The sequence below is a fragment of the Antarctobacter sp. genome (genome assembly GCF_965277915.1).
Classification (GTDB): Bacteria; Pseudomonadota; Alphaproteobacteria; order Rhodobacterales; family Rhodobacteraceae; genus Antarctobacter.
Genome location: NZ_OZ255849.1, coordinates 2,680,318 through 2,699,374 on the forward strand (window position 1 = coordinate 2,680,318; position 19,057 = coordinate 2,699,374).

The 19,057-nt window shown below is 65.9% G+C and carries 21 protein-coding genes and 1 riboswitch; of the genes, 10 read left to right on the forward strand and 11 right to left on the reverse strand.

Going from position 1 to position 19,057, the window contains the following annotated elements; translation table 11 throughout:
* Window positions 1–30: 30 nt before the first annotated feature.
* Both cobW and ACQY5B_RS13865 read right to left on the reverse strand, forming a co-directional pair.
* Entirely contained in the window at window positions 31–1,086 is a 1,056-nt protein-coding gene (gene cobW, locus ACQY5B_RS13860; protein ID WP_420324820.1) for a cobalamin biosynthesis protein CobW, read from the reverse strand.
* On the reverse strand, window positions 1,083–1,502 hold the full coding sequence (locus tag ACQY5B_RS13865; RefSeq protein WP_305970637.1) for a DUF1636 family protein: 420 nt from the start codon (window positions 1,500–1,502) through the stop codon (window positions 1,083–1,085). Before ACQY5B_RS13865 ends, cobW begins: the two co-directional genes overlap by 4 nt.
* A gap of 34 nt (window positions 1,503–1,536) precedes the next feature.
* A riboswitch (cobalamin riboswitch) is annotated at window positions 1,537–1,728 on the reverse strand.
* A gap of 91 nt (window positions 1,729–1,819) precedes the next feature.
* Between ACQY5B_RS13865 and cobO the strand changes: the two genes are divergently transcribed.
* The 4 genes from cobO to ACQY5B_RS13885 are packed head-to-tail and all read left to right on the forward strand — an operon-like array spanning window position 1,820 to window position 5,367.
* Complete coding sequence (cobO, locus tag ACQY5B_RS13870) at window positions 1,820–2,428, forward strand: cob(I)yrinic acid a,c-diamide adenosyltransferase (protein WP_420324819.1); 609 nt, start codon at window positions 1,820–1,822, stop codon at window positions 2,426–2,428.
* A gap of 4 nt (window positions 2,429–2,432) precedes the next feature.
* On the forward strand, window positions 2,433–3,320 hold the full coding sequence (locus tag ACQY5B_RS13875) for a DUF1289 domain-containing protein (RefSeq protein WP_420324818.1): 888 nt from the start codon (window positions 2,433–2,435) through the stop codon (window positions 3,318–3,320).
* The gene (locus ACQY5B_RS13880) at window positions 3,317–3,925 is read left to right on the forward strand and encodes an HAD family hydrolase (RefSeq protein WP_420324817.1); all 609 of its coding nucleotides are present in this window, start codon (window positions 3,317–3,319) and stop codon (window positions 3,923–3,925) included. Before ACQY5B_RS13875 ends, ACQY5B_RS13880 begins: the two co-directional genes overlap by 4 nt.
* Window positions 3,922–5,367, forward strand: coding sequence for a cobyric acid synthase (locus tag ACQY5B_RS13885; protein WP_420324816.1), 1,446 nt, complete (start codon window positions 3,922–3,924; stop codon window positions 5,365–5,367). The genes ACQY5B_RS13880 and ACQY5B_RS13885 overlap by 4 nt, the downstream gene beginning before the upstream one ends.
* 6 nt (window positions 5,368–5,373) lie before the next feature.
* Here ACQY5B_RS13885 and cobD read toward each other — a convergent pair whose 3' ends face one another.
* The 4 genes from cobD to ACQY5B_RS13905 are packed head-to-tail and all read right to left on the reverse strand — an operon-like array spanning window position 5,374 to window position 8,669.
* Entirely contained in the window at window positions 5,374–6,351 is a 978-nt protein-coding gene (gene cobD / locus ACQY5B_RS13890; protein WP_420324815.1) for a threonine-phosphate decarboxylase CobD, read from the reverse strand.
* A gap of 8 nt (window positions 6,352–6,359) precedes the next feature.
* On the reverse strand, window positions 6,360–7,295 hold the full coding sequence (gene cbiB, locus ACQY5B_RS13895) for an adenosylcobinamide-phosphate synthase CbiB (protein WP_420324814.1): 936 nt from the start codon (window positions 7,293–7,295) through the stop codon (window positions 6,360–6,362).
* Complete coding sequence (locus tag ACQY5B_RS13900) at window positions 7,292–8,080, reverse strand: propanediol utilization protein (RefSeq protein WP_420324813.1); 789 nt, start codon at window positions 8,078–8,080, stop codon at window positions 7,292–7,294. The genes cbiB and ACQY5B_RS13900 overlap by 4 nt, the downstream gene beginning before the upstream one ends.
* A gap of 4 nt (window positions 8,081–8,084) precedes the next feature.
* Window positions 8,085–8,669, reverse strand: a complete 585-nt coding sequence (locus ACQY5B_RS13905) for a histidine phosphatase family protein (RefSeq protein WP_420324812.1) — start codon at window positions 8,667–8,669, stop codon at window positions 8,085–8,087.
* A gap of 45 nt (window positions 8,670–8,714) precedes the next feature.
* Here ACQY5B_RS13905 and cobU point away from each other — a divergent pair, with 45 nt between their 5' ends.
* From cobU to ACQY5B_RS13925, 4 genes are all read left to right on the forward strand, one after another.
* A complete protein-coding gene (cobU, locus tag ACQY5B_RS13910; RefSeq protein ID WP_420324811.1) occupies window positions 8,715–9,227 on the forward strand; it encodes a bifunctional adenosylcobinamide kinase/adenosylcobinamide-phosphate guanylyltransferase in 513 nt (170 codons plus the stop codon).
* The gene (gene cobT / locus ACQY5B_RS13915; protein ID WP_420324810.1) at window positions 9,224–10,231 is read left to right on the forward strand and encodes a nicotinate-nucleotide--dimethylbenzimidazole phosphoribosyltransferase; all 1,008 of its coding nucleotides are present in this window, start codon (window positions 9,224–9,226) and stop codon (window positions 10,229–10,231) included. The genes cobU and cobT overlap by 4 nt, the downstream gene beginning before the upstream one ends.
* Window positions 10,228–10,980: an adenosylcobinamide-GDP ribazoletransferase gene (gene cobS, locus ACQY5B_RS13920; RefSeq protein ID WP_420324809.1), complete on the forward strand. Its 753-nt coding sequence runs from the start codon at window positions 10,228–10,230 to the stop codon at window positions 10,978–10,980. The genes cobT and cobS overlap by 4 nt, the downstream gene beginning before the upstream one ends.
* 121 nt (window positions 10,981–11,101) lie before the next feature.
* Window positions 11,102–11,563 carry a MarR family winged helix-turn-helix transcriptional regulator gene (locus ACQY5B_RS13925; protein ID WP_420324808.1) on the forward strand — a complete coding sequence of 154 codons (462 nt, stop codon included), beginning with the start codon at window positions 11,102–11,104 and terminating at the stop codon, window positions 11,561–11,563.
* 391 nt (window positions 11,564–11,954) lie between these two features.
* Here the strand turns inward: ACQY5B_RS13925 and arsJ are convergent, their stop codons facing one another.
* The 3 genes from arsJ to ACQY5B_RS13940 form a co-directional block, all read right to left on the reverse strand.
* Complete coding sequence (gene arsJ, locus ACQY5B_RS13930; RefSeq protein ID WP_420324807.1) at window positions 11,955–13,214, reverse strand: organoarsenical effux MFS transporter ArsJ; 1,260 nt, start codon at window positions 13,212–13,214, stop codon at window positions 11,955–11,957.
* A 113-nt stretch (window positions 13,215–13,327) separates the two neighbouring features.
* Window positions 13,328–14,326, reverse strand: coding sequence for an ArsJ-associated glyceraldehyde-3-phosphate dehydrogenase (locus tag ACQY5B_RS13935; protein ID WP_420324806.1), 999 nt, complete (start codon window positions 14,324–14,326; stop codon window positions 13,328–13,330).
* Complete coding sequence (locus ACQY5B_RS13940; RefSeq protein WP_420324805.1) at window positions 14,323–15,150, reverse strand: arsenate reductase/protein-tyrosine-phosphatase family protein; 828 nt, start codon at window positions 15,148–15,150, stop codon at window positions 14,323–14,325. Before ACQY5B_RS13940 ends, ACQY5B_RS13935 begins: the two co-directional genes overlap by 4 nt.
* Before the next feature lie 157 nt (window positions 15,151–15,307).
* Between ACQY5B_RS13940 and ACQY5B_RS13945 the strand changes: the two genes are divergently transcribed.
* Window positions 15,308–16,507 carry an aminotransferase-like domain-containing protein gene (locus tag ACQY5B_RS13945; protein WP_420324804.1) on the forward strand — a complete coding sequence of 400 codons (1,200 nt, stop codon included), beginning with the start codon at window positions 15,308–15,310 and terminating at the stop codon, window positions 16,505–16,507.
* A 161-nt stretch (window positions 16,508–16,668) separates the two neighbouring features.
* Window positions 16,669–16,965 (forward strand): hypothetical protein, encoded by a 297-nt coding sequence (locus ACQY5B_RS13950; RefSeq protein WP_420324803.1) that lies wholly within the window; start codon window positions 16,669–16,671, stop codon window positions 16,963–16,965.
* A 59-nt stretch (window positions 16,966–17,024) separates the two neighbouring features.
* Here ACQY5B_RS13950 and ACQY5B_RS13955 read toward each other — a convergent pair whose 3' ends face one another.
* Both ACQY5B_RS13955 and ACQY5B_RS13960 read right to left on the reverse strand, forming a co-directional pair.
* A complete protein-coding gene (locus ACQY5B_RS13955) occupies window positions 17,025–18,425 on the reverse strand; it encodes a TRAP transporter large permease (protein ID WP_420324802.1) in 1,401 nt (466 codons plus the stop codon).
* Window positions 18,422–19,054, reverse strand: coding sequence for a TRAP transporter small permease subunit (locus tag ACQY5B_RS13960; RefSeq protein ID WP_305970655.1), 633 nt, complete (start codon window positions 19,052–19,054; stop codon window positions 18,422–18,424). The genes ACQY5B_RS13955 and ACQY5B_RS13960 overlap by 4 nt, the downstream gene beginning before the upstream one ends.
* Between the last annotated feature and the right edge of the window lie 3 nt (window positions 19,055–19,057).

A 19,057-nucleotide genomic window follows, 5' to 3' on the forward strand; every position in this document is an offset into this window, starting at 1 on the left:
ACCGCTCCGGCGCGGCGGGTAAGGCCCGCCTTACTCCGCCGCCTCCGTGGCCACGCCCAGCACGGCCCGGATGGCATCAGGGCGGATATCGTCATGTTCGGCGATCACGACAAGCCTGCCTTGACGGGGCTCGTCCGCTTTCCACGGACGGTCGTACTGATGCCGGACCCTTGCGCCAACTGCCTGCACCAGCAGGCGCATCGGCTTGCCCGCGACACTGGAATAGCCCTTGACCCGCAGGATGTTCTGGCTTTTTGCCAGTTCCTCGATCCGCGCCACCAGATCGGCGGGGGCGGACACCTCGGGAATGTCGACGACGATCGACTCGAAATCGTCGTGTTCATGGTCGTCATGGTCGTCGTGATGGCTGGGACGCGCATCCATGTCGTCCTCTGCCGCCGCCTCCAGCCCCAGGATCACCCGCGGATCGACGGCCCCCTCGGCCACCTCGATCACCGGCAGCGGTCGCGGCGCCTCGGCGGCAATGATCTCCTTGGCCTTTGCCACGCCCTCGGGGCCCGCAAGATCCGGCTTGGTCAGCAGGATGATGTCGGCGCAGGAAATCTGGTCCTCGAAGACCTCCGACAGCGGCGTTTCGTGATCCAGCGAGTCATCCGCCAGCCGCTGTGCATCCACCTTGGCCACGTCGGGCGCGAAACGCCCCGAGGCCACCGCCTCTGCATCGGCCAGCGCAATCACGCCATCCACGGTGATTTTGGACCGGATATCCGGCCAGTCAAAGGCTTTCAGCAGCGGTTTCGGCAGAGCGAGACCCGAGGTCTCGATCAGGATATGTTCCGGGCGCGGGTCCAGCGCCATCAGCGCCTCGATCGTCGGAATGAAATCATCGGCCACGGTGCAGCAGATGCAGCCGTTGGCCAGTTCCATGATGTTTTCCGCCGGGCAATCGGGGATGGCACAGCCCTTGAGGATTTCGCCATCGACGCCCACGTCGCCGAACTCGTTGACAACAACGGCCAGCCGCTTGCCGCCGGGGTTCTGCATCAGGTGGGTGATCAGCGTCGTCTTGCCCGAGCCCAGAAAGCCGGTGATGACGGTGACGGGAAGCTTGGCGAGATCAGTCATGTCTGTTCCTTTTCCGGCGTTCCGGTCTGTTCGGGCGGGATGCGCGCGATGCAATTGCGTTTGAAATGTTCCGGCCGCGCGCGCCAGGGGATCACCCCGTCACGGGCCGCATGATACAGCGCGACACCTTCGGCCAGCAGGTCCGGATGCGACGCTTCGTGAAGGTTTCCGTAGACGTAGGTCCAGCGTTCCGGCCCCCCGCGCATGGCAACGGAACAGCCATAGTCGCAGTTCTGCAGGCATTCCACCGGCGTCAACGTGACACCCTCGGGCATCTCGCGCTCGGCAAGCGCATCGTGCAGGCGCTGGCCCGGGCGCACACCGCCCTCCGGCACGTCTTCGCCGCGCCGACACTTGACGCAAACCAGCAGTTCGACCGGCGCCTGGCCCGCGTCCTGCTGCGTATCGTGATCCATTTCAGACCTCCTCCGGGGCACCCCGCCCGGGATTAAAGTTGCACCTGGGATGGCAGGTCTCCTGGCTCGCGGGTCGCGGCACCCCCGCGCCTTCCCGGCCGGTCTGGCCAGTGGCACGTTGCGAGGGCGCTCACCGCTTACAGTTGCGGGGGCAGCCGCGGGGTTTCACCGCGTTCCCTGTTGTCCTCCCCGGGTGCTCCGGGGAACCATCGTGAGGGGGGTGGTGCGACAGACGGGCGGACATGTCAATCGCGAAGCACGTTGACGGGGCGCGACACGGATGCAATTCCTGCCTGAACCGATCAACGGAGCGCGCAATGGACGAGATCACCACCCGCCACAACGAAAAGATGCGCCGCATCAAGGCCGCCCGCGACGAGATGATGAAGACCAAGACCGAGGAAAAGGGTCTGATCATGGTCCACACCGGCAAGGGCAAGGGCAAGAGCTCGGCCGGGTTCGGTATGATCATGCGCTGCATCGCGCATGGCATGCCCTGCGCGGTGGTGCAATTCATCAAGGGCAACTGGGACACCGGCGAAAAGACCTTTCTGCGCGACCGCTTTGCCGAGGAATGCCGGTTCTTCGTGTCCGGCGAGGGCTTTACCTGGGAAACCCAGGACCGCGAGCGGGACATTGCCGCCGCCCAGAACGGCTGGAAGATCGCGCAGGAACAGATCCTCGATCCCGAAATCAAGTTCGTCCTGCTGGACGAGATCAACATCGCCCTGCGCTATGACTACATCGACATCGACGAGGTGGTGGACTTCCTGCTGCACCAGAAACCGGTCATGACCCATGTCTGCCTGACGGGCCGCAACGCCAAGCCGGAACTGATCGAGGCCGCCGACCTGGTGACCGAGATGGACCTGATCAAACACCCCTTCCGCGACGGCGTGAAGGCACAGAAAGGCGTGGAGTTCTAGGCCCATGAGCCGCATGACCCGCCTGCCCCCGGCCAGCCCCTGCGTGGCGCGATGCGTGATCGACGAGGCATCGCAACTGTGCACGGGATGCGCCCGCAGCCTGGACGAGATCGCTTGCTGGGGTAGTGCCTCGGACGATTTCCGCGCCGGCGTCTGGGCCGCCTTGCCCGCCCGCGCCACGAACATGGGGCTGAAGACGCGCCGCCTGTCCTGGCAGGGTGACACGCTCTTGACCGAAACCGCGCGCCGCATCGCGGAAGACGGTGCGCGGCTGGTGGCGGGCATATGGGGGGCCTCGGGAGAACTGTCGCGCCTGCCGGGGACAGAATGCGCGGCACAGATCGGTGATGGCGTGCTGACCCTGCAACTGGACAATGCCGCGCTGCGGCTGGAGGCCGCGCGCTACCTCACCGCCTTCGAGATAGACCGCCCGGAGGCGCCGACACTGATCGCGCTTGCCGTTCCGATCGGTCGCGCCCTGCGCGATCCTGCCCGCTCCCTGACCGCGCTTGGCCCGGACGAAGACGCGCTTTTGCCGCGCGATGCCGGTGGCACGCGGTTCGACCTGGGGCTAGGCAGCCGCGCCGCCCGATTCACCGTCCGTTGCGACAAGGCGCTTGCTGCGAGGCTGGCCCGCTGCCAGGGCACCGCGTGGCCGGATCACCTGTCGCGCAGCGGCCTGGCCCTGCGGGACGCCGCACCGGTGCGGGTGATCGAGACACCCTGTCTGCGGCTTGAGATCGACGCCGAGATTCCCCCGCCGGACGGCGCCTCTCCAGAAGGGCCGCACACGCACCTCTTGCCGGACCACGTGGCGCAGCGGCTGGAAACGCCCCCGACTGTGCCCTTGCCCGCCGGCTATGTCGCAACTGCCCTGATCTACCCTCAATGACCACCGAACTTGTCGTCTGGGACTTCGACGGCGTTTTGAACGCCGAACCGCCGGGCGAACCTTTCGGATGGGTCGCCGACCTGGACCGGACGCTGGGTCTGTCGCCGCGCGCCTTTCGCGCCTTCCTGAACCGGCCGGGACAGGCCGCACGCGTGTTGCGCGGCGCGCTGCCACTGGAACAGGCGCTGGCCGACTGGCTGGCCACGCAGCACACGGATGTCAGCGCCGCGGTCTTGCTGGACCATTGGTTGCAGGCCGAGGACCGGCCCGACAAACAGGTGATCGACTGGCTGGCACGCAGTCCCGCGCGCGCCGTGATCGGCACCAACAATCCCGCACCGAGGGCAGATTATATCATGGATGTCATGGGGTTGTCAGAACATGTCGAGACGATCTTCGCCTCTGGCCCGATGGGTGTCGCCAAGCCCGATCAAGGTTTTTTCGGCCAGATCGAACGCTGGTCGGGGATGATGCCGCAGAACCTGCTTCTGATCGACGACAACCGCGAGAACCTGGCCTCAGCAGCCCGGCGCGGCTGGCAGACCTTTCACTTTGACGCGCGCACTCGCCTTGATCTGCCGGTCCGGCTGGGGATCGCGCCATGAGCCGCGCGGTGATGATCCAGGGCACTGGGTCCAATGTCGGCAAGTCCATGCTGGTGGCGGGTCTCTGCCGGGCGGCGCTGCGGCGTGGCTACTCGGTGGCCCCGTTCAAGCCGCAGAACATGTCGAACAATGCCGCCGTGACCTCTGACGGAGGCGAGATCGGGCGGGCGCAGGCGCTTCAGGCGCTGGCCTGCGGCTTGCCGCTCCACACGGATATGAACCCGGTCCTGTTGAAACCAGAAACGGATGTGGGCGCACAGGTGGTCGTTCAGGGCAAGAGAGTGACCACCGCCAAGGCCCGAGATTACGCGAAGTTGAAGCCGCAACTTCTTGGTTCCGTTATTGAAAGCTTCAATCGACTCAAGGCGGTGCATGATCTGGTGATCGTCGAAGGGGCCGGCAGTCCGGCAGAGGTGAACCTGCGCAATGGCGACATCGCCAACATGGGGTTTGCCGAGGCCGCAGTCGTGCCGGTAATCCTTGCCGGAGACATCGACCGGGGCGGCGTGATCGCCCAGATCGTCGGCACCCAGGCAATACTGCCGACCGAAGACGCCAACAGGATTTCCGGGTTTATTGTCAACAAGTTCCGCGGCGATCCTCGTCTTTTCGACGAGGGTTACAAGCTGATCGAAGAGCGCACCGGCTGGCGCGGCTATGGTGTCGCCCCCTGGTTTCCCGAGGCCTGGCGCCTGCCTGCAGAGGATGCGCTGGACATCCGCACGCAAACCCGTCGCGAAGGCTTGCATGTGGTCTGCCTCTGCTTTTCGCGCATGGCGAATTTCGACGATCTCGACCCGCTGGCGCAGGAACCGGGCGTGCGCCTGACCATGCTCCGGCGCGGCGAGGCGATCCCCGGCGACGCCGACCTCGTGATCCTGCCCGGTAGCAAGTCCACCCGCGGCGACCTTGCCTTCCTGCGCGAACAAGGCTGGGACGTGGACCTAATGGCGCATCATCGCCGTGGCGGTCGGGTGCTGGGGATTTGTGGCGGCTATCAGATGCTTGGCCGCGTGGTTGATGACCCGCAGGGCATCGAGGGGCCGGCGGGCCGCGATCCCGGCCTTGGCCTGCTGGAGATCGACACCGTCATGACCGCGGACAAGTCCCTGACAGAGGTAAACGCCCGCCATGCGGCCACCGGCACCCCGTTCCACGGCTACGAAATCCATATCGGCCGCAGCGACGGCCCGGACCGCGTCCGCCCCTTCGCCTTTGTCGGGGACAATCCCGAAGGGGCGATCAGCGCCGATGGCCGGGTGATGGGCAGCTACCTGCACGGCATGTTCCGCGACGACCGGTTTCGCGCCGCATGGCTGAATGGTTTCGGGGTCGAAGCCAGCGCCTCGTATGATGCGACGGTCGAAGCGACGCTGGAAGCCCTTGCCGATCACCTTGAGGCACATCTGGACGTCGAAGGTCTTCTCGCTGCCGCCCGCTGAGTGCCGTCAGCCCTTTAGCGCCGCCACCAGTCGCGCCCAATCGGGTTCGCACCCCGGCAGGCCCAGCCGCAGCCAGCCTGCCGAATAGGGGAAGGCGCGGCTCCAGATCCGCGCCTCTGCCAGACGCTCCTGCGCGGCCAATGCGTCGCCCGTCTCATAGGTCCGGAACAAGACCGTGCCCCCCACCAGGGACCAGCCCGCCGCCTCGGCCAGTGCATCCATGCGCACCGCGTCGCGGGACAGCCGCGCGATCGTCTGCGTCTGCCAATCCGCATCCGCCAACGCTGTGCACCCGGTGGTGATTGCCGGCCCGTTGACCGCCCAGGGTCCTGCCAGCCGCCGCATTTCGCCCACCAATGCTGACGGGCCAAGCGCAAATCCCAATCGCAACCCCGCCAGTCCATAGAACTTGCCGAAGGATCGCAGGACGAGGATCAGGACGCCTTCGGGCACACTGTCGAGAAAGGGGATGACAGAATATTCCGGTGCGGGATCGGCAAAGCTTTCGTCCACCACCAGAAGGCCCACGTCCTGCGCCAGGTCGATCAGTTCCTCCGGCGTCCAGAACCGACCATCCGGGTTGTTCGGGTTGACCACGACCCCAAGCCGCGCGCCCTTCAACCCATCCGCATCCGCGACCTGGGTCACGGTCCAGCCCTGCGCCGCCAATGCGCCGGCGTGTTCGTTGTAGGTGGGGCCGACAACGCGAGCCTCACCCGGTCCACCCAGCCGTGGAACCAGCTGGATAGCCGCCTGTGCGCCAGCAAGGGCGATGCAGTCAGTTTCGGCCCCGGCCCGATAGGCTGTCCGCGCCGCAGCCTCCAAGGCAGCGGTTTCGGCCCGCGTGGGCAAAGCCGCCCACGCCCGAGGCGGCAGTTCTGGCAGCGGATAGGGCACGGCATTGATCCCCGTCGACAAGTCCAGCCAGTTGCCATCGCCAAAGCGGGCCTTGGCCCGGTCCAGATCGCCGCCGTGGTCGCGCATCTTGTCCCCTAGAGTATTGCCAGCCCGATCAGGGCCGCGCCGCAGAGAAACATCGCACGCACATAAAGCGCAAGGCCCCGCGAGATGTCGCGCGCCCCGGGATCGGGTGCGCCTTCATTGACCCAAGGCTCCTGAGCGACACGGTCGCCGTAAATGCGCGGCCCGGACAGGCGCACGCCCAGCCCGCCCGCCAAGGCAGCCTCGGGCCAGCCCGCATTGGGCGAGCGGTGGCGTGATGCGTCTTGAGAAACGACTTGCAAAGAGCGCCGCAACATACCGGAAGCCAACGCAAAAACCAGTGAGGTCAACCGCGCCGGGACAAGATTGACCAGGTCGTCCAGCCGGGCGGCGGCCTTTCCGAAATGCTCGTATCGTTCGTTGCGATGGCCAATCATGGAATCCATCGTGTTGATCGCCTTGTAGGCCACGATCCCGGGAAGCCCAGCCACCACGCCCCAGAACAGCGGCGCGACGATGCCGTCCGAGGTATTTTCGGCCAGGCTTTCCAGGGCCGCTCGGCTGATCCCCGCGCCGTCCAGCGCACTGGGGTCACGTCCCACGATCATTGACAGGGCGTGGCGGGCGGCGGGCAGATCTCCGGCCAAGAGCGGATCGCGGACGGCAGCAACGTGATCGTACATCGAGCGCACCGCGATCAGCGGCCAGGCCAACACGCCCAGCACCAGCACCGCTGCCCACCCCTTGCCCAAAACGACCGTCACCAGAACAGCAGGAAGGACGGACGCCAGCAGGACCAGCACCACTGTCAGCGCGCCCATGGCAAAGCGCCGACGTTCGGTCCCGTCATTGAACCGCGCCTCAAGCGCCGTGATCAAGGCGCCGATCCAGACCACCGGATGCGACAGTCGCCGGAAAAGCGCCGAAGGCCAGCCCAGTGCCACGTCCAGTAGCAAGCCGATCAGCATGACCTGCGCAAAGATCATTCCGGCTCTCCCGTCATGAACCGGAACACCCCGGTATACCCCGCCTCCTGCATCTGCGCCTCGGCCCCGTCAGGCATGGTCCCGGGGGCAAAGATCAAGGCGCGCGCGGGGCCTGTATGGGCGCGGGCATGGCCCAACGCGCCGAGCACCTCTCGCAACGCCTCGGTCGGGTCGTCGGTGGGGCCGCGCAGCGCCGAGCAGCGGCGGGCGGATTCGCTGGCAATCGCCGCCTTGCCCGCCAATCCGGCCCCCGGCCAGTCGGCGACCAGGTCGGCCACATCGGGAAACCGCACATCGGTGGGGTCGGTCCGCTCCGGGGCGCCATGGAACCCGCCAAGGATCTCGCATTGTGGCACCGGGCCGACCGTGTCCAGCACCTCTGCCTGTCGCGATGCCCAGAGCAGGCGATCAGCCCCCGGCCACATCACGGGATCGCTTGCGCCTTCGACCTGCAAGCAGGCCCGCGCCACCGCGGCCCCCTCGACCCCGGCGAGACGGGCCAGCGCCACAAGCGCGGCGGTCGACATGCCCGCGCCTCCGCCGGGCGGGAAATCGGGCTCAATCCTGACCTCGCCCTCAAGCGCCACGCCCAGGTCACTCAGAAAACGCTGCACCAGCATCGGCGCCAGCACCTCGGGTGCGCCAGAAACCTGCAAAGGCCCGTCGCCCTGTCGTGTCACCGTGACCCCACGGTCCGGGCAGGCAAGCGTCACCAGGGCAACCGGCCCGTCAGGCCCCAGCCGCCCCTGCAGCCATTCCCCGAAATGCCCGGCGACAAAGACCATGCGGCTAGATCGGGCGCCAGTTGGTGGAGATCACCGACAGACCGCCGGGATAGGCGCGCAGGCGGGTCACCGACCAGGGCGCGACCTCGAACCCCAGCGCAGGCGGCACCGCGCCCAGGGCCAGCGCCAGCCCCGCACGCACCGTACCGGCATGGGCCACGACGGCGACCGGCCCGGCCTGCCGCGCCTTCTCTGCCAATTCCTCCAGAGCCGGCCACACCCGAGCCACCATGTCGGCAAAGCTTTCGCCCCCTGGCGGACGGTGTTCAGCCAACTCTTCTGACGACAGCGCGCCGATGTCGGGGATCTCGTCGAACCGCAGCCCGTCATGTGCGCCGAAGTCCTGTTCCCAGAGCCGCGCGTCCTGTTCCGGCGTGGCCGCGGGCCAAAGCGCATGGGCCGTCTGACGACAGCGCAGCGCCGGGCTGACCACGCGATGATCGATCTCTGACACCAGAGCCTGCAGAGGTTCCCACACCGCTACCTCGCCAAGGTCTGCGGGCACGTCCATACGTCCGCACAAACGCCCGTCATGCAGGGCGGGCGCATGTCGAATCAACAGCAGTTCAGAGGCGTCGGGCGGCGTCATTTCGGGGCTTTTCAACCAGATCGGAACATGCTTTGTCACGACCGCATGGGAAAGTCGATCCTCATCACGGGTGGCGCACGCTCTGGCAAGAGCAGCCTGGCCGAGCGCATGACGCTCGAACACGGGCGGCCCGCGATCTACATCGCCACCGCCCAGGCACATGATGGCGAAATGGCAGACCGCATCGCCCTGCACCAGGCCCGCCGCGATGCGGATTGGCGGACCGTCGAGGCCCCGCGCGATCTGCTGGGCGCCCTGCGGGACACAGATGGCACGACGCCCCGGCTGGTCGATTGCCTGACGCTCTGGCTGACCAACCTTATGCTGGCCGAAGAGGACTGGCGCGCAGCCGTAGACGCCCTGACCGAGGCCCTGCCCGCGCAGTCTGCGCCGGTGATCTTCGTCACAAACGAGGTCGGTGCCGGGATCGTGCCGGAAAACGCCCTGGCGCGCGCCTTTCGCGATGCGGCGGGGCTGGTCAATCAACGTATCGCCACTGCCTGCGACGAACTCTGGTTCTGCATCGCGGGCCATCCACTGAAAGTCAAACCCGCATGAGCACCCTGCCCCTTGCGTCGCTGGACGCGGTGACCTCTCTTGATCTTCCCGGATTCGACACGGCCGCGGCAGAGGCCGCGACGGCGCGCCAGATGCAGTTGACGAAACCGCCCGGCTCGCTGGGGCGGCTGGAGGACCTGGCCGCTTTCATGGCGGGCTGGCACGGCACCGACCGGCCAGCGATCGAGCGGGCGCAAGCGTTGGTCTTTGCCGGCAACCACGGGGTCTGCGCGCAGGGGGTGAACCCCTTTCCGCAAGAGGTGACGGCACAGATGGTGGCCAACTTTGCCGCCGGGGGCGCGGCGATCAACCAACTGTGCCGGACCACGGGCGCAGACCTGGACGTAATCGCGCTGGACCTCGACAGGCCGACGCGGGATTTCACCGATCAACCGGCGATGGGCGAAGAGGAATGCCTTGACGCGCTGCAACGGGGCGCGGCGGCGGTGGATACCCGCGCCGACATACTGCTGCTGGGGGAAATGGGCATCGGCAATTCGACAGTGGCGGCGGCGCTGGCCCTTGCCGCCTTCGGTGGCAGCGCACCGGACTGGGTCGGCCCGGGCACGGGATCGGACGCCGAAGGCATGAGCCTCAAGGCACGCGTCGTGACGACGGCGGTCGAGAAACACGGCGCGCTGGCGCCCATGATGCGCCTTGCCGCCCTAGGCGGGCGCGAGCAGGCGGCCCTTTGCGGGGCGGTTCTCGCGGCGCGCATGGCCCGCATCCCCGTGCTGCTGGACGGGTTCATCTGCACCGCTGCCGTGACGCCGCTGTATTCTGCCGCGCCCGACCTACTGGCGCATTGCCAAATCGCCCACATGAGCCGCGAGCCCGGCCATCGTCGACTGGCCGAGGCGATGGAGAAACCGCCCCTGCTGGATCTCGGCATGGCGCTTGGCGAAGGCTCCGGCGCGGCTCTGGCCCTCGGGATCGTGAAGGGCGCTCTTGCCTGCCACAACGGCATGGCGACCTTTGCCGAAGCGGGTGTCTTGGACGCATGAGACTGCGCCGCCGCATCGACGAGTTGCGGTTGGGGATGATGATGCTCACCCGTCTGCCGATGGGCCGGCTGGATGATCCGGCGCCGACGCTGGCCCAGGCCCGGTGGAGCTTTCCGCTGGTGGGCCTGCCGCTGGGCCTCTTGGCCTGGGCGGTGCTGGCAAGCGTGCAGGCGCTGAACCTGCCGCCGCTGGCCGCCGGTTTTGCCGTGCTGGCGGTTCTGGCCGGACTGACCGGGGGGCTTCACCATGACGGGTTCGCCGATTTCGCGGACGGGATGGGCGGTCATGACCGGGAGCACCGGCTGGAGATCATGCGCGACAGCCGTGTCGGAAGCTACGGCGTGATCGCGCTGATCCTGGTCACCGGACTGGGAGCCTCTGCGGTGAGCGCCCTGCCCATCACCGCATGGGCAGGTTTGCTTCTGGTCAGCCTGACCAGCCGTCTGGCGATGCTGGTTCTGCTGGACCTCATGCCACCCGCCCGGCACGACGGGCTCGGCCAGATGGCCGCCACCGAGCAGGACGCGCTGCCCTGGCGGGTCTGGCTGCCGGGCGGACTGCTGACGCTGTGCGCCGCGTTGGTCGTTGGAACGGCGTCCTTGCCCGTCCTTGCCGCGATGGTACTGGCCGCGGCCTGGGTCGCCTGGCGGGCCCGCAAGCTGCTGGGAGGACAGACCGGCGACGTGCTGGGGGCGGCACAGCTGTCCAGCGAAACAGCCGGCTGGCTGGCCCTGGCCGCCGTGCTCTAGCCGCGGGGAAATGCGCGAAAATCGGGCATGTCCGCCTGACCTGAGAACCGGACCGGCGCCCTCATTGCACCTGCAACGAGGACAGGGCTACACTGTGCCCAGACTGATACGGGATCCCGCGATGACCAGACCCTTGCCAGACTTCGACCTTTCGGGCTTTACCCCATACCGCCTGGCGGTTGCAGCCGAAAAGACGTCAGAGGCGCTGGCCCGCCAGTACCGTGAACGCTTTGGCATCTCGATCCCCGAGTGGCGGGTTCTGGTCCACCTGGCGCAGCCGCTGGACGGGCGGGGCACCGTGTCTGTCCGCGATATCGAGGCCCGCGTCGCGATGGAGAAAAGCAAGGTCAGCCGCGCGGCCAGCCGGCTGGAAACCGCAGGCTATATCGAAAAGGCCGCCGATGCAGGCGACCGGCGGTTGGTCCGCCTTGCCTTGACCGACAAGGGCCAGGCCCTGATGGCAGAACTGCTGCCGCTCGCCCGAGCCTACCAGGAGGAACTGGAACGCCGCCTGGGCGACACTCTGGCCGATTTCGAGGCCGGGCTGGATCGACTTCTCGACACACTGCCCCCCGATCCGTGAATCCCGCCGGCACGGGGCCGGTCTTTGCGACGCGCAGGGGTGAACAGTCAGACTTCGCAGCCATGAACCTGTGACAGGGGCTCATGGATCAATTGGATGACTTCCCTGGCCAAAGTTGTTTTACGTGCTTCGGCTTTGCAGGCTGGCCCGGAACGTGATCGGCGCCCCGGCATTGAACGACTGATCGGGCGGCATCCGAACTGCATTGCCTCTGCCGTCCCCGGGCGCAGCCTGCCTAACCGCGATCTCCATATCTTGGGGGACATCCCGAAAGCCCTTGCGACCACGCGCACGGTGGCCGGTTCGACAACCACGAAGCAACCTTGCCCTTGGACGGGAGTGGCAGGCTCGATCGAGCCCCCCCCAGCCCGGGCGCCAACGGCGCAAACCATCACTCGGCGCGCAGACGCGCCGCACCAAGTGCGCTGATTGCCACCATGACGGCTGCCGTCGCGAGGCACAGGGGCAACCCACCGACCTGGTAGCTGAGCCCCGACAAGAGCGTGCCCAGCAGGCGCCCTGTCGCATTGGCCATGTAGTAGAAACCAACATCCATCGTCACCCGCTCACCCTTGGAAAAGGCCAGGATCAGGTAGGAGTGCAGCGAACTGTTGACGGCAAAAAGTGCGCCGAAGACCAGCAGGCCGGCAATTATCGTCGCCGTCAACCAGGGCGCCGGATCGCCCGCCGCCAGCACCAAGAGCGCCAGCACCGCGGGTACCACCGTCAGCGACAACGCCCAGCCGCGCGCAGCGCCCACGATCTCTGCCGCGGGGCGCGTTGCGGCGCGCAGAGCCCTTGGCGCATAGGCCTGAACCGCGCCGTACAGGATCGTCCAGACCGCCATGAAGCTGCCGATGGTGAAAAAGGCGATGCGATTGCCCTCTTCACTGCCGTCCGACAGCACCGCGTAGAAATAGACCGGGATGCCGACGACGAACCAGACATCGCGCGCACCGAACAGGAAGACGCGGGCGGCGGACAGCCAGTTCACGTTGCGGTCCTTGGAAAACACCTCCTTGAACTTTGCGCCCTTCTTGCCCGTGGGCAGGCCCGTTGGCATCCGCAATGCCACTGCCAGCAGCACCGCGCCCAGCACCGCCGCCATGCCCAGAATCGCCGGGACAAAGCCGAACAGAGCCAGCAGCGCCGCGCCGGTCAGAAAGCCCAGCCCCTTGATCGCGTTCTTGGATCCGGTCAGCACCGCGACCCAGCGGAACAGCCCGCCCTGCCCGCTTGGCGCCAAGAGCTTGACCGCCGATTTCGCGGACATCTTGGACAGGTCCTTGGCGACGCCGGACACACCCTGCACCGCCATGACGAAGATCACCGAGGCGGTCAGGCTCCACGCCGGGTCCAGCTGGGCCAACGCCAGAAGCGCGACGACCTGCAGCGAAAGGCCCGCGTAGAGCGTCGAGGCCAGGCCAAAGCGCGCCGCGATCCAACCCGCCGACAGGTTTGTGACAATGCCCGCGACCTCGTAAAGCAGGAACAGGTAGGCCAATTGCACCGGCGAAAAGCCCAGCGTGTGGAAATGCAGCAGCACCAGCATCCTGAGCGCGCCGTCGGTGAGCATGAAGGCCCAGTAGGCGGCGGTGACGGCGATATAGGCGGCCAGACCCTCGGGTCGGTGGGAGGTGGTGTCGGTCATGTCCGGACTCCGGTCAGGCGGATCGGGTGGAGGGGCGTTGCCCCTCTTGGCCTGCGGCCATGTCACCCCGGGTTGTTTTCAGACAGCGGAAGCGCCGAAGGCTCATTCGGAGGTCACAGGCTGTTACCGACCATATGCGCAACGTCCACCAGACGATGCGCATAGCCCCATTCATTATCATACCAGGCATAAATCTTTACCTGTGTGCCGTTGACCACCATGGTGGAGGGCGCATCGACGATCGAACTGCGTGGGTCGTTGGTGTAGTCGGTCGAAACCAGCGGCCGCTCCTCGTAGCCAAGAATGTCCTTCAACTCACCTTCGGACGCGGCCTTGAACAATGCGTTGACCTCTTCGACGGTCGTTTCGCGATCTACCTCGAACACGCAATCTGTCAGCGAAGCGTTCAGCAGCGGTACGCGCACGGCATGACCGTTCAGCCGCCCCTCGAGCTCGGGATAGATGAGCGTGATCGCCGTGGCGCTGCCGGTTGTCGTGGGGATCAGCGAATTCAGCGCGGACCGCGCGCGGCGCAGGTCCTTGGCGGGCCGGTCCACGATGGTCTGGGTATTGGTCACGTCGTGGATCGTGGTGATCGAGCCGTGCTTGATGCCAAGGTTCTCGTGGATGACCTTGACTACCGGCGCGAGGCAGTTGGTGGTGCAGGAGGCCGCGGTGACGATCCTGTGCTCGTCCGGTTTGTAGATGTCGTCGTTCACGCCATAGACGATGTTCACGGCACCGCCGTCCTTGACCGGGGCCGAGACGACGACCTTTTTCACACCGCGTTCGAAATAGGGCGCGATACGCTCGGCGGTCTTGAAATAACCCGTGCAGTCGATGACCACATCGACGCCCTCCAGCGGCAGGTCCGCCAGGTGGCCGGTGCCGTAGACCGGGATGCGCGTGCCGTCGATGGTGATGCTGTCGGCGTCCGCGCTGAACGAGGCGTCCCAGCGGCCATGCACCGTGTCGAATTCCAACAGATGTGCATGCATGGCCGGGTCACCCACCGCGTCATTGAGAAAGGCGATCTTGTCCCCCGCCTCCAGCATGGGTTTCACGATCAGCTTGCCGATGCGGCCAAGCCCGTTGATGGCGTAGGTGGTCATGCGTAGTCTTCCGTTCTTGCGATATCGTCAATGCGGGCCTGCAGGCTCTCGCGGTCGAGCGTGCCGATGGGCAGCGCCGTGAAGGATTGGATGCGGTTTTTCAACGCGCCGTAGACCTGTTGAAAGGCCAGCTGCCTTTCTGCTTCGGTGCCGGTTGCCTTGACCGGGTCGGGCTGGCCCCAATGGCCGGTCATCGGCTGGCCCGGCCAGGGCGGGCATTCCTCGTTCGCCGCCCTGTCGCAGACGGTAAAGACGAAATCCAGTTGCGGCACCTCGGCACCCTGAAACTCCGAGACATTCTTGGCCCGCAAATCGGACACCTCATGCCCCTTGTCGCGCAAGACCTGCAGCGCCTGGGGGTTCAGCTCGCTATAGGGGTTGGTCCCGGCCGAGAAGGCCCGGAATCGGTCCCCCGCCAGGTCGCGCAGCAGGGTTTCGGCAAAGATGGACCGGGCAGAGTTGCCGGTGCAGATGAACAGGACGTTGTAGGTGCGATCAGCCATTTCGCGCTCCGTCAAGGATGTTGGCAGGCAAAGATCCGGGCGGCCACGGCAGCAATCCGCCCAGAGATAGGTCAAGAGCCGCCCCGAACCGTCGGTATCGGCGGTGTACAGCAGCGAGGTCCCGTGCCGGGACTGTGTTACAAGCCCCGCGCTACGCAATTGTGACAGCGCCGCCGAAAGTGTCGACGGAGCAAGTGCCAGCGCCTGTGCGATCTCACCAGCGGGTACGGCATCCGGAAAACGCCGCATCAGCAGGCGAAAGACATCCAGCCGGCGACCGTGGGCAAGCGCGGAAAGGGCGTTGAGCGATTCATTTTTCATATTTCCGGAAATACGGAAATATTGGACACTCGACAAGCCTTATTTCCGATTTTTCGGAAATACAGGGATACCCCATCTCGACAGACGGTTGGCGCCGGTTAACCAAAGCATGTTAGGGGAACCGCGTAATCGCCTCTTGTCTGACCGGAGAAAGCCCATGCCCGGACGTGCCCCCCTTGCCCGTTGGCTGAACGATACCAACGACGTGACCCAGACCTTTCTGGCCGCCGGACAGATTCCAGATCTCGTCAACCTGGCAGGCGGGCTGCCCGATCCATCGACCTGGCCGGTTGCGGAGCTGTCGGATTTCGCGGGCCGGGTCGTGACCGAACACACCGCCGAGGTCCTGGGCTATTCACCCATCGACGGGCTACCGGACCTGCGCGACCGTATCGCGGCAGAGTTCAGCCACGGCGCGCTCAGGCTGACCCGGGAAAACGTCCTGATCACCACCGGCGGCATGCAGGGGCTGGACCTGCTGGGCAAGGTCTTGATCGACCCCGGTCAGACCATCGCGGCACAGTCGCCGGCCTACCTGGGCGCCATCGACGCCTGGAAACCGCGCGCACCGCAGTACCGCCCGATGGTGATGGAGGCCAATGAGTTTGACGCAGAGGCCGCCATGGCCGGCGCGCAGTTCGCCTATACCGTCCCCAATTTCTCGAACCCTTCCGGGCGGCTGGTGCCAGAGGATCAGCGCCGCGCGCTGGTGGCGGCGGCGGAGGCGACGGGCTGTTGGCTGGTCGAGGACGATCCCTACGGCCACCTCTACTACGACGGCGCCCCCCTGCCCCGGATGCTGGAGCTTTCGGCCAACGGGGCCGAGGTCTACGACGGGCCGGTGATCTACCTCGGCACATTCTCGAAACAACTGGCCCCGGGCCTGCGCGTCGGGTGGGTCATCGCCGCGCCTGAGATCATCGAGGCCATGACCACGGCCAAGCAGGGCTCGGACATGTTCACCAGCGGGCTGTGCCAGCGCGTCGCGCTGGAGGCGATGGAACGTGGCCTTCCGGAACAGTTGCTCCCCGGTATCCTGGATCTCTACCGCACCCGGCGCGATGCGCTGTGCGCGGCCATGCAGGCAGACCTGTCGGAGCTTTTCACCTGGCAGGTCCCCGAGGGCGGCATGTTCGTCTGGGCGGTGGCACGCGATCCGGCGCTGGACACCGACCGTCTGATGAAAACCGGGCTGGATCATGGCGTCTGCATCTCGCCCTCCAGCGTCTTTGACCCGATGGGTCAGGACCGTCGCGCTATCCGGCTGAACTTTACGCTGAATCCGCCCGAGGTCCTGGCCGAGGGTATTCGCCGCCTGGCAAAGGCGACACGGACGGAGCTGGCGCAGGCCGCCTGACGGCCCCACTGCGTTGGAACCGCTCTAGTGCCCGCCGCCCGGCAGCGGCGGGATGTTGCTCATGTCAACATCATCTTATCACATTCCATCTATATAATATATGTAAGTTGGAATACCAAAGGCGCGCGAACACCCAAACCTGCATGAGAAGGAGCAGTGACTTGACGAACAAAACCATGCTTGCCGCGGCCATTGGATTTGCCTTGATTTCGGCATCGGTTCAGGCCGATCACGCCAACCCCTGGGCAGGCGAGGATGACACGGTGTTGTCCAGGAACCACGACGCCAACCAAGCCCGCAGCATCGGCACTCCGGGTGAGAACGAAATGCGCGGAGTGATGAACCGCCGGGCGCACGGCAAGCTGGCCGACCCGCGGGGCTTCGGTGGCGCGGCTGGCGGCGCCTCAGCTTGGGCGGGTGGAGACAACGGAGGCGGAATCGGCAAAACCCGCCGTTGACGCGTCGGCAAAGGAAAGGACCCGCGCCGTAGGGCGCGGGTCCTGCATTTTTGCCCCGGTCACGCCAGAGAGGGGAGCCAGAGCACGATCCCCGGAAAGGCCACCAAAAGCGCGATTGTCACGGCGTCTGCCACGAAGAACGGCGTCACGCCGCGAAACACGTCCTGCACAGACAGCTCTGGCCGCACACCCGCCACAACGAAACAGTTAAGCCCGATGGGCGGCGTGATCAGGCAGAACTCTGCCATCTTGACCACGAGAATGCCGAACCAGACCGCGCACATCGGCCCGGACATGCCGAATGTCGCCTCTTGCGCGCTCACAAACGGCCCGCCGTTCAGCGCCATGATCGCCGGATAGACAACCGGCAACGTCAACAGCAACATTCCGATGGCGTCCATGAACATCCCAAGCACGGCGTAGGCCAGCAGGATGCAGATCAGGATCAGCATCGGCGGATAGGGCAAGGCGGTCAGCCAGTCGCTGAAGGCGGTCGGCAGGTCGGCAAACCCGAGGAAGCGGACATAGATCAGCACGCCCCAGATGATCGTGAAGATCATGATCGACAGTTTCGCTGTCTCGACCAGCGCGTCTTTCAGTTCGGCCAGCCGCATGCCGCGCCAGAGCGCCATCAGGAAGACGATGAAAGCGCCGATGGCGCCCCCTTCGGTCGGTGTCCCCCAGCTGTCACCGCCAAACGGGTTGTAGACAAAGAAGATGATGATCACGACCACGGCCACGATGGGAAGCGCCGGCGGCAGGCTGACCAGACGTTCGCGCCAGGTAAAGCCGCCCACCGGGGGGCCGAAGCCCTTGATGGTCAACGCCAGCCCGACGATCAGCAGGGCATAGACCAGTGCCGAGAACATGCCGGGGATGAACCCCGCCAGCAGCAGACGCCCCACGTCCTGTTCCACGATGATCGCATAGATCACAAGGATCGCCGAGGGCGGGATCAGCGAGGCCAGCGTCCCCCCAGCCGCCACGACGCCCGCCGCAAAGCGCTTGTCATAGCCCACCTTCAGCATCTCGGGGATGGCGATGCGGGCAAAGACCGCCGCCGTCGCGACGCTGGCGCCCGACACCGCGGCAAACCCGGCGGTGGCAAACACGGTGGAGACCGCCAACCCGCCCGGCACCCAGGCGATCCAGCGTTTCGCCGCCTCGAACAGGGCCCGTGTCAGCCCCGCGTAATAGGCCAGGTAACCGATCAGGATGAAGGTCGGGATCAGGCTCAGCGCCTGGCTCGCAACCTTGCCATGCGGCACCTGCCCGGCGGTCTTGACCGCCACGGTCAGCGCCCAGCCGAATTCCTCGGCGTCGTAGCCCTTTTTCGACCAGAAGATCCAGATCAGCCCGGCCAGCCCGGCAAAAGCGGCGGCAAAGGCCACGCGCATCCCCAGGACCACCATGACCAGCAAGCCACCGGTCACCCAGAGGCCAATTTCTATCGATGTCATTTGTCATGCCCCTGTACCTGGTCAGCCTCGGCCGCCGCCTGTTCCGCCGCGGACATCACCAGCGGCACCGCCACGGGTTCGCTCTGCCCCAGGATGATGGCCCGCCCATAGGCAACGAGCTGCAGAACCAACCGCAGCGAGATCACCGCGAAGGCCACGGGCACCACCAGTTTCGCGGGCCAGATGGGCAACCCGATGTCGATCGAGCTGTCACGGCTCCAGTTCGGGGCGCCGAAATCGAAACTGCGGTCGAAATGCGCCCAGGTTCCCCAGACCAGCAGCACCATCAGCACGAGGATCAAGAACGTCGTAACGAACTCTGCGATCCAGAGCGCCCGGCCCCTGAGGACACCGATGACAATATCCATGCGGATATGCCCGCCAACGCGTTGAACGTAGGAAATGCCGAAGATGGCGATGAAGGGCATCGCCGCCTCGATCCAATCCACATAGCCCCGAAGCGGCTCGTTGAAGAAATTGCGGCCAGAGACGGAAATCACCGCCAGGCACATCAGCGCAAAGGCCCCGACGCCGGAGACAAGCGCCATGCCCCATTCCACCCGTGCCAGCGCACGGTCCAGCCGCGACAGCAGGCTGTCGTCTTCGAGGACGGAGGCATGTCCCGCCATCGC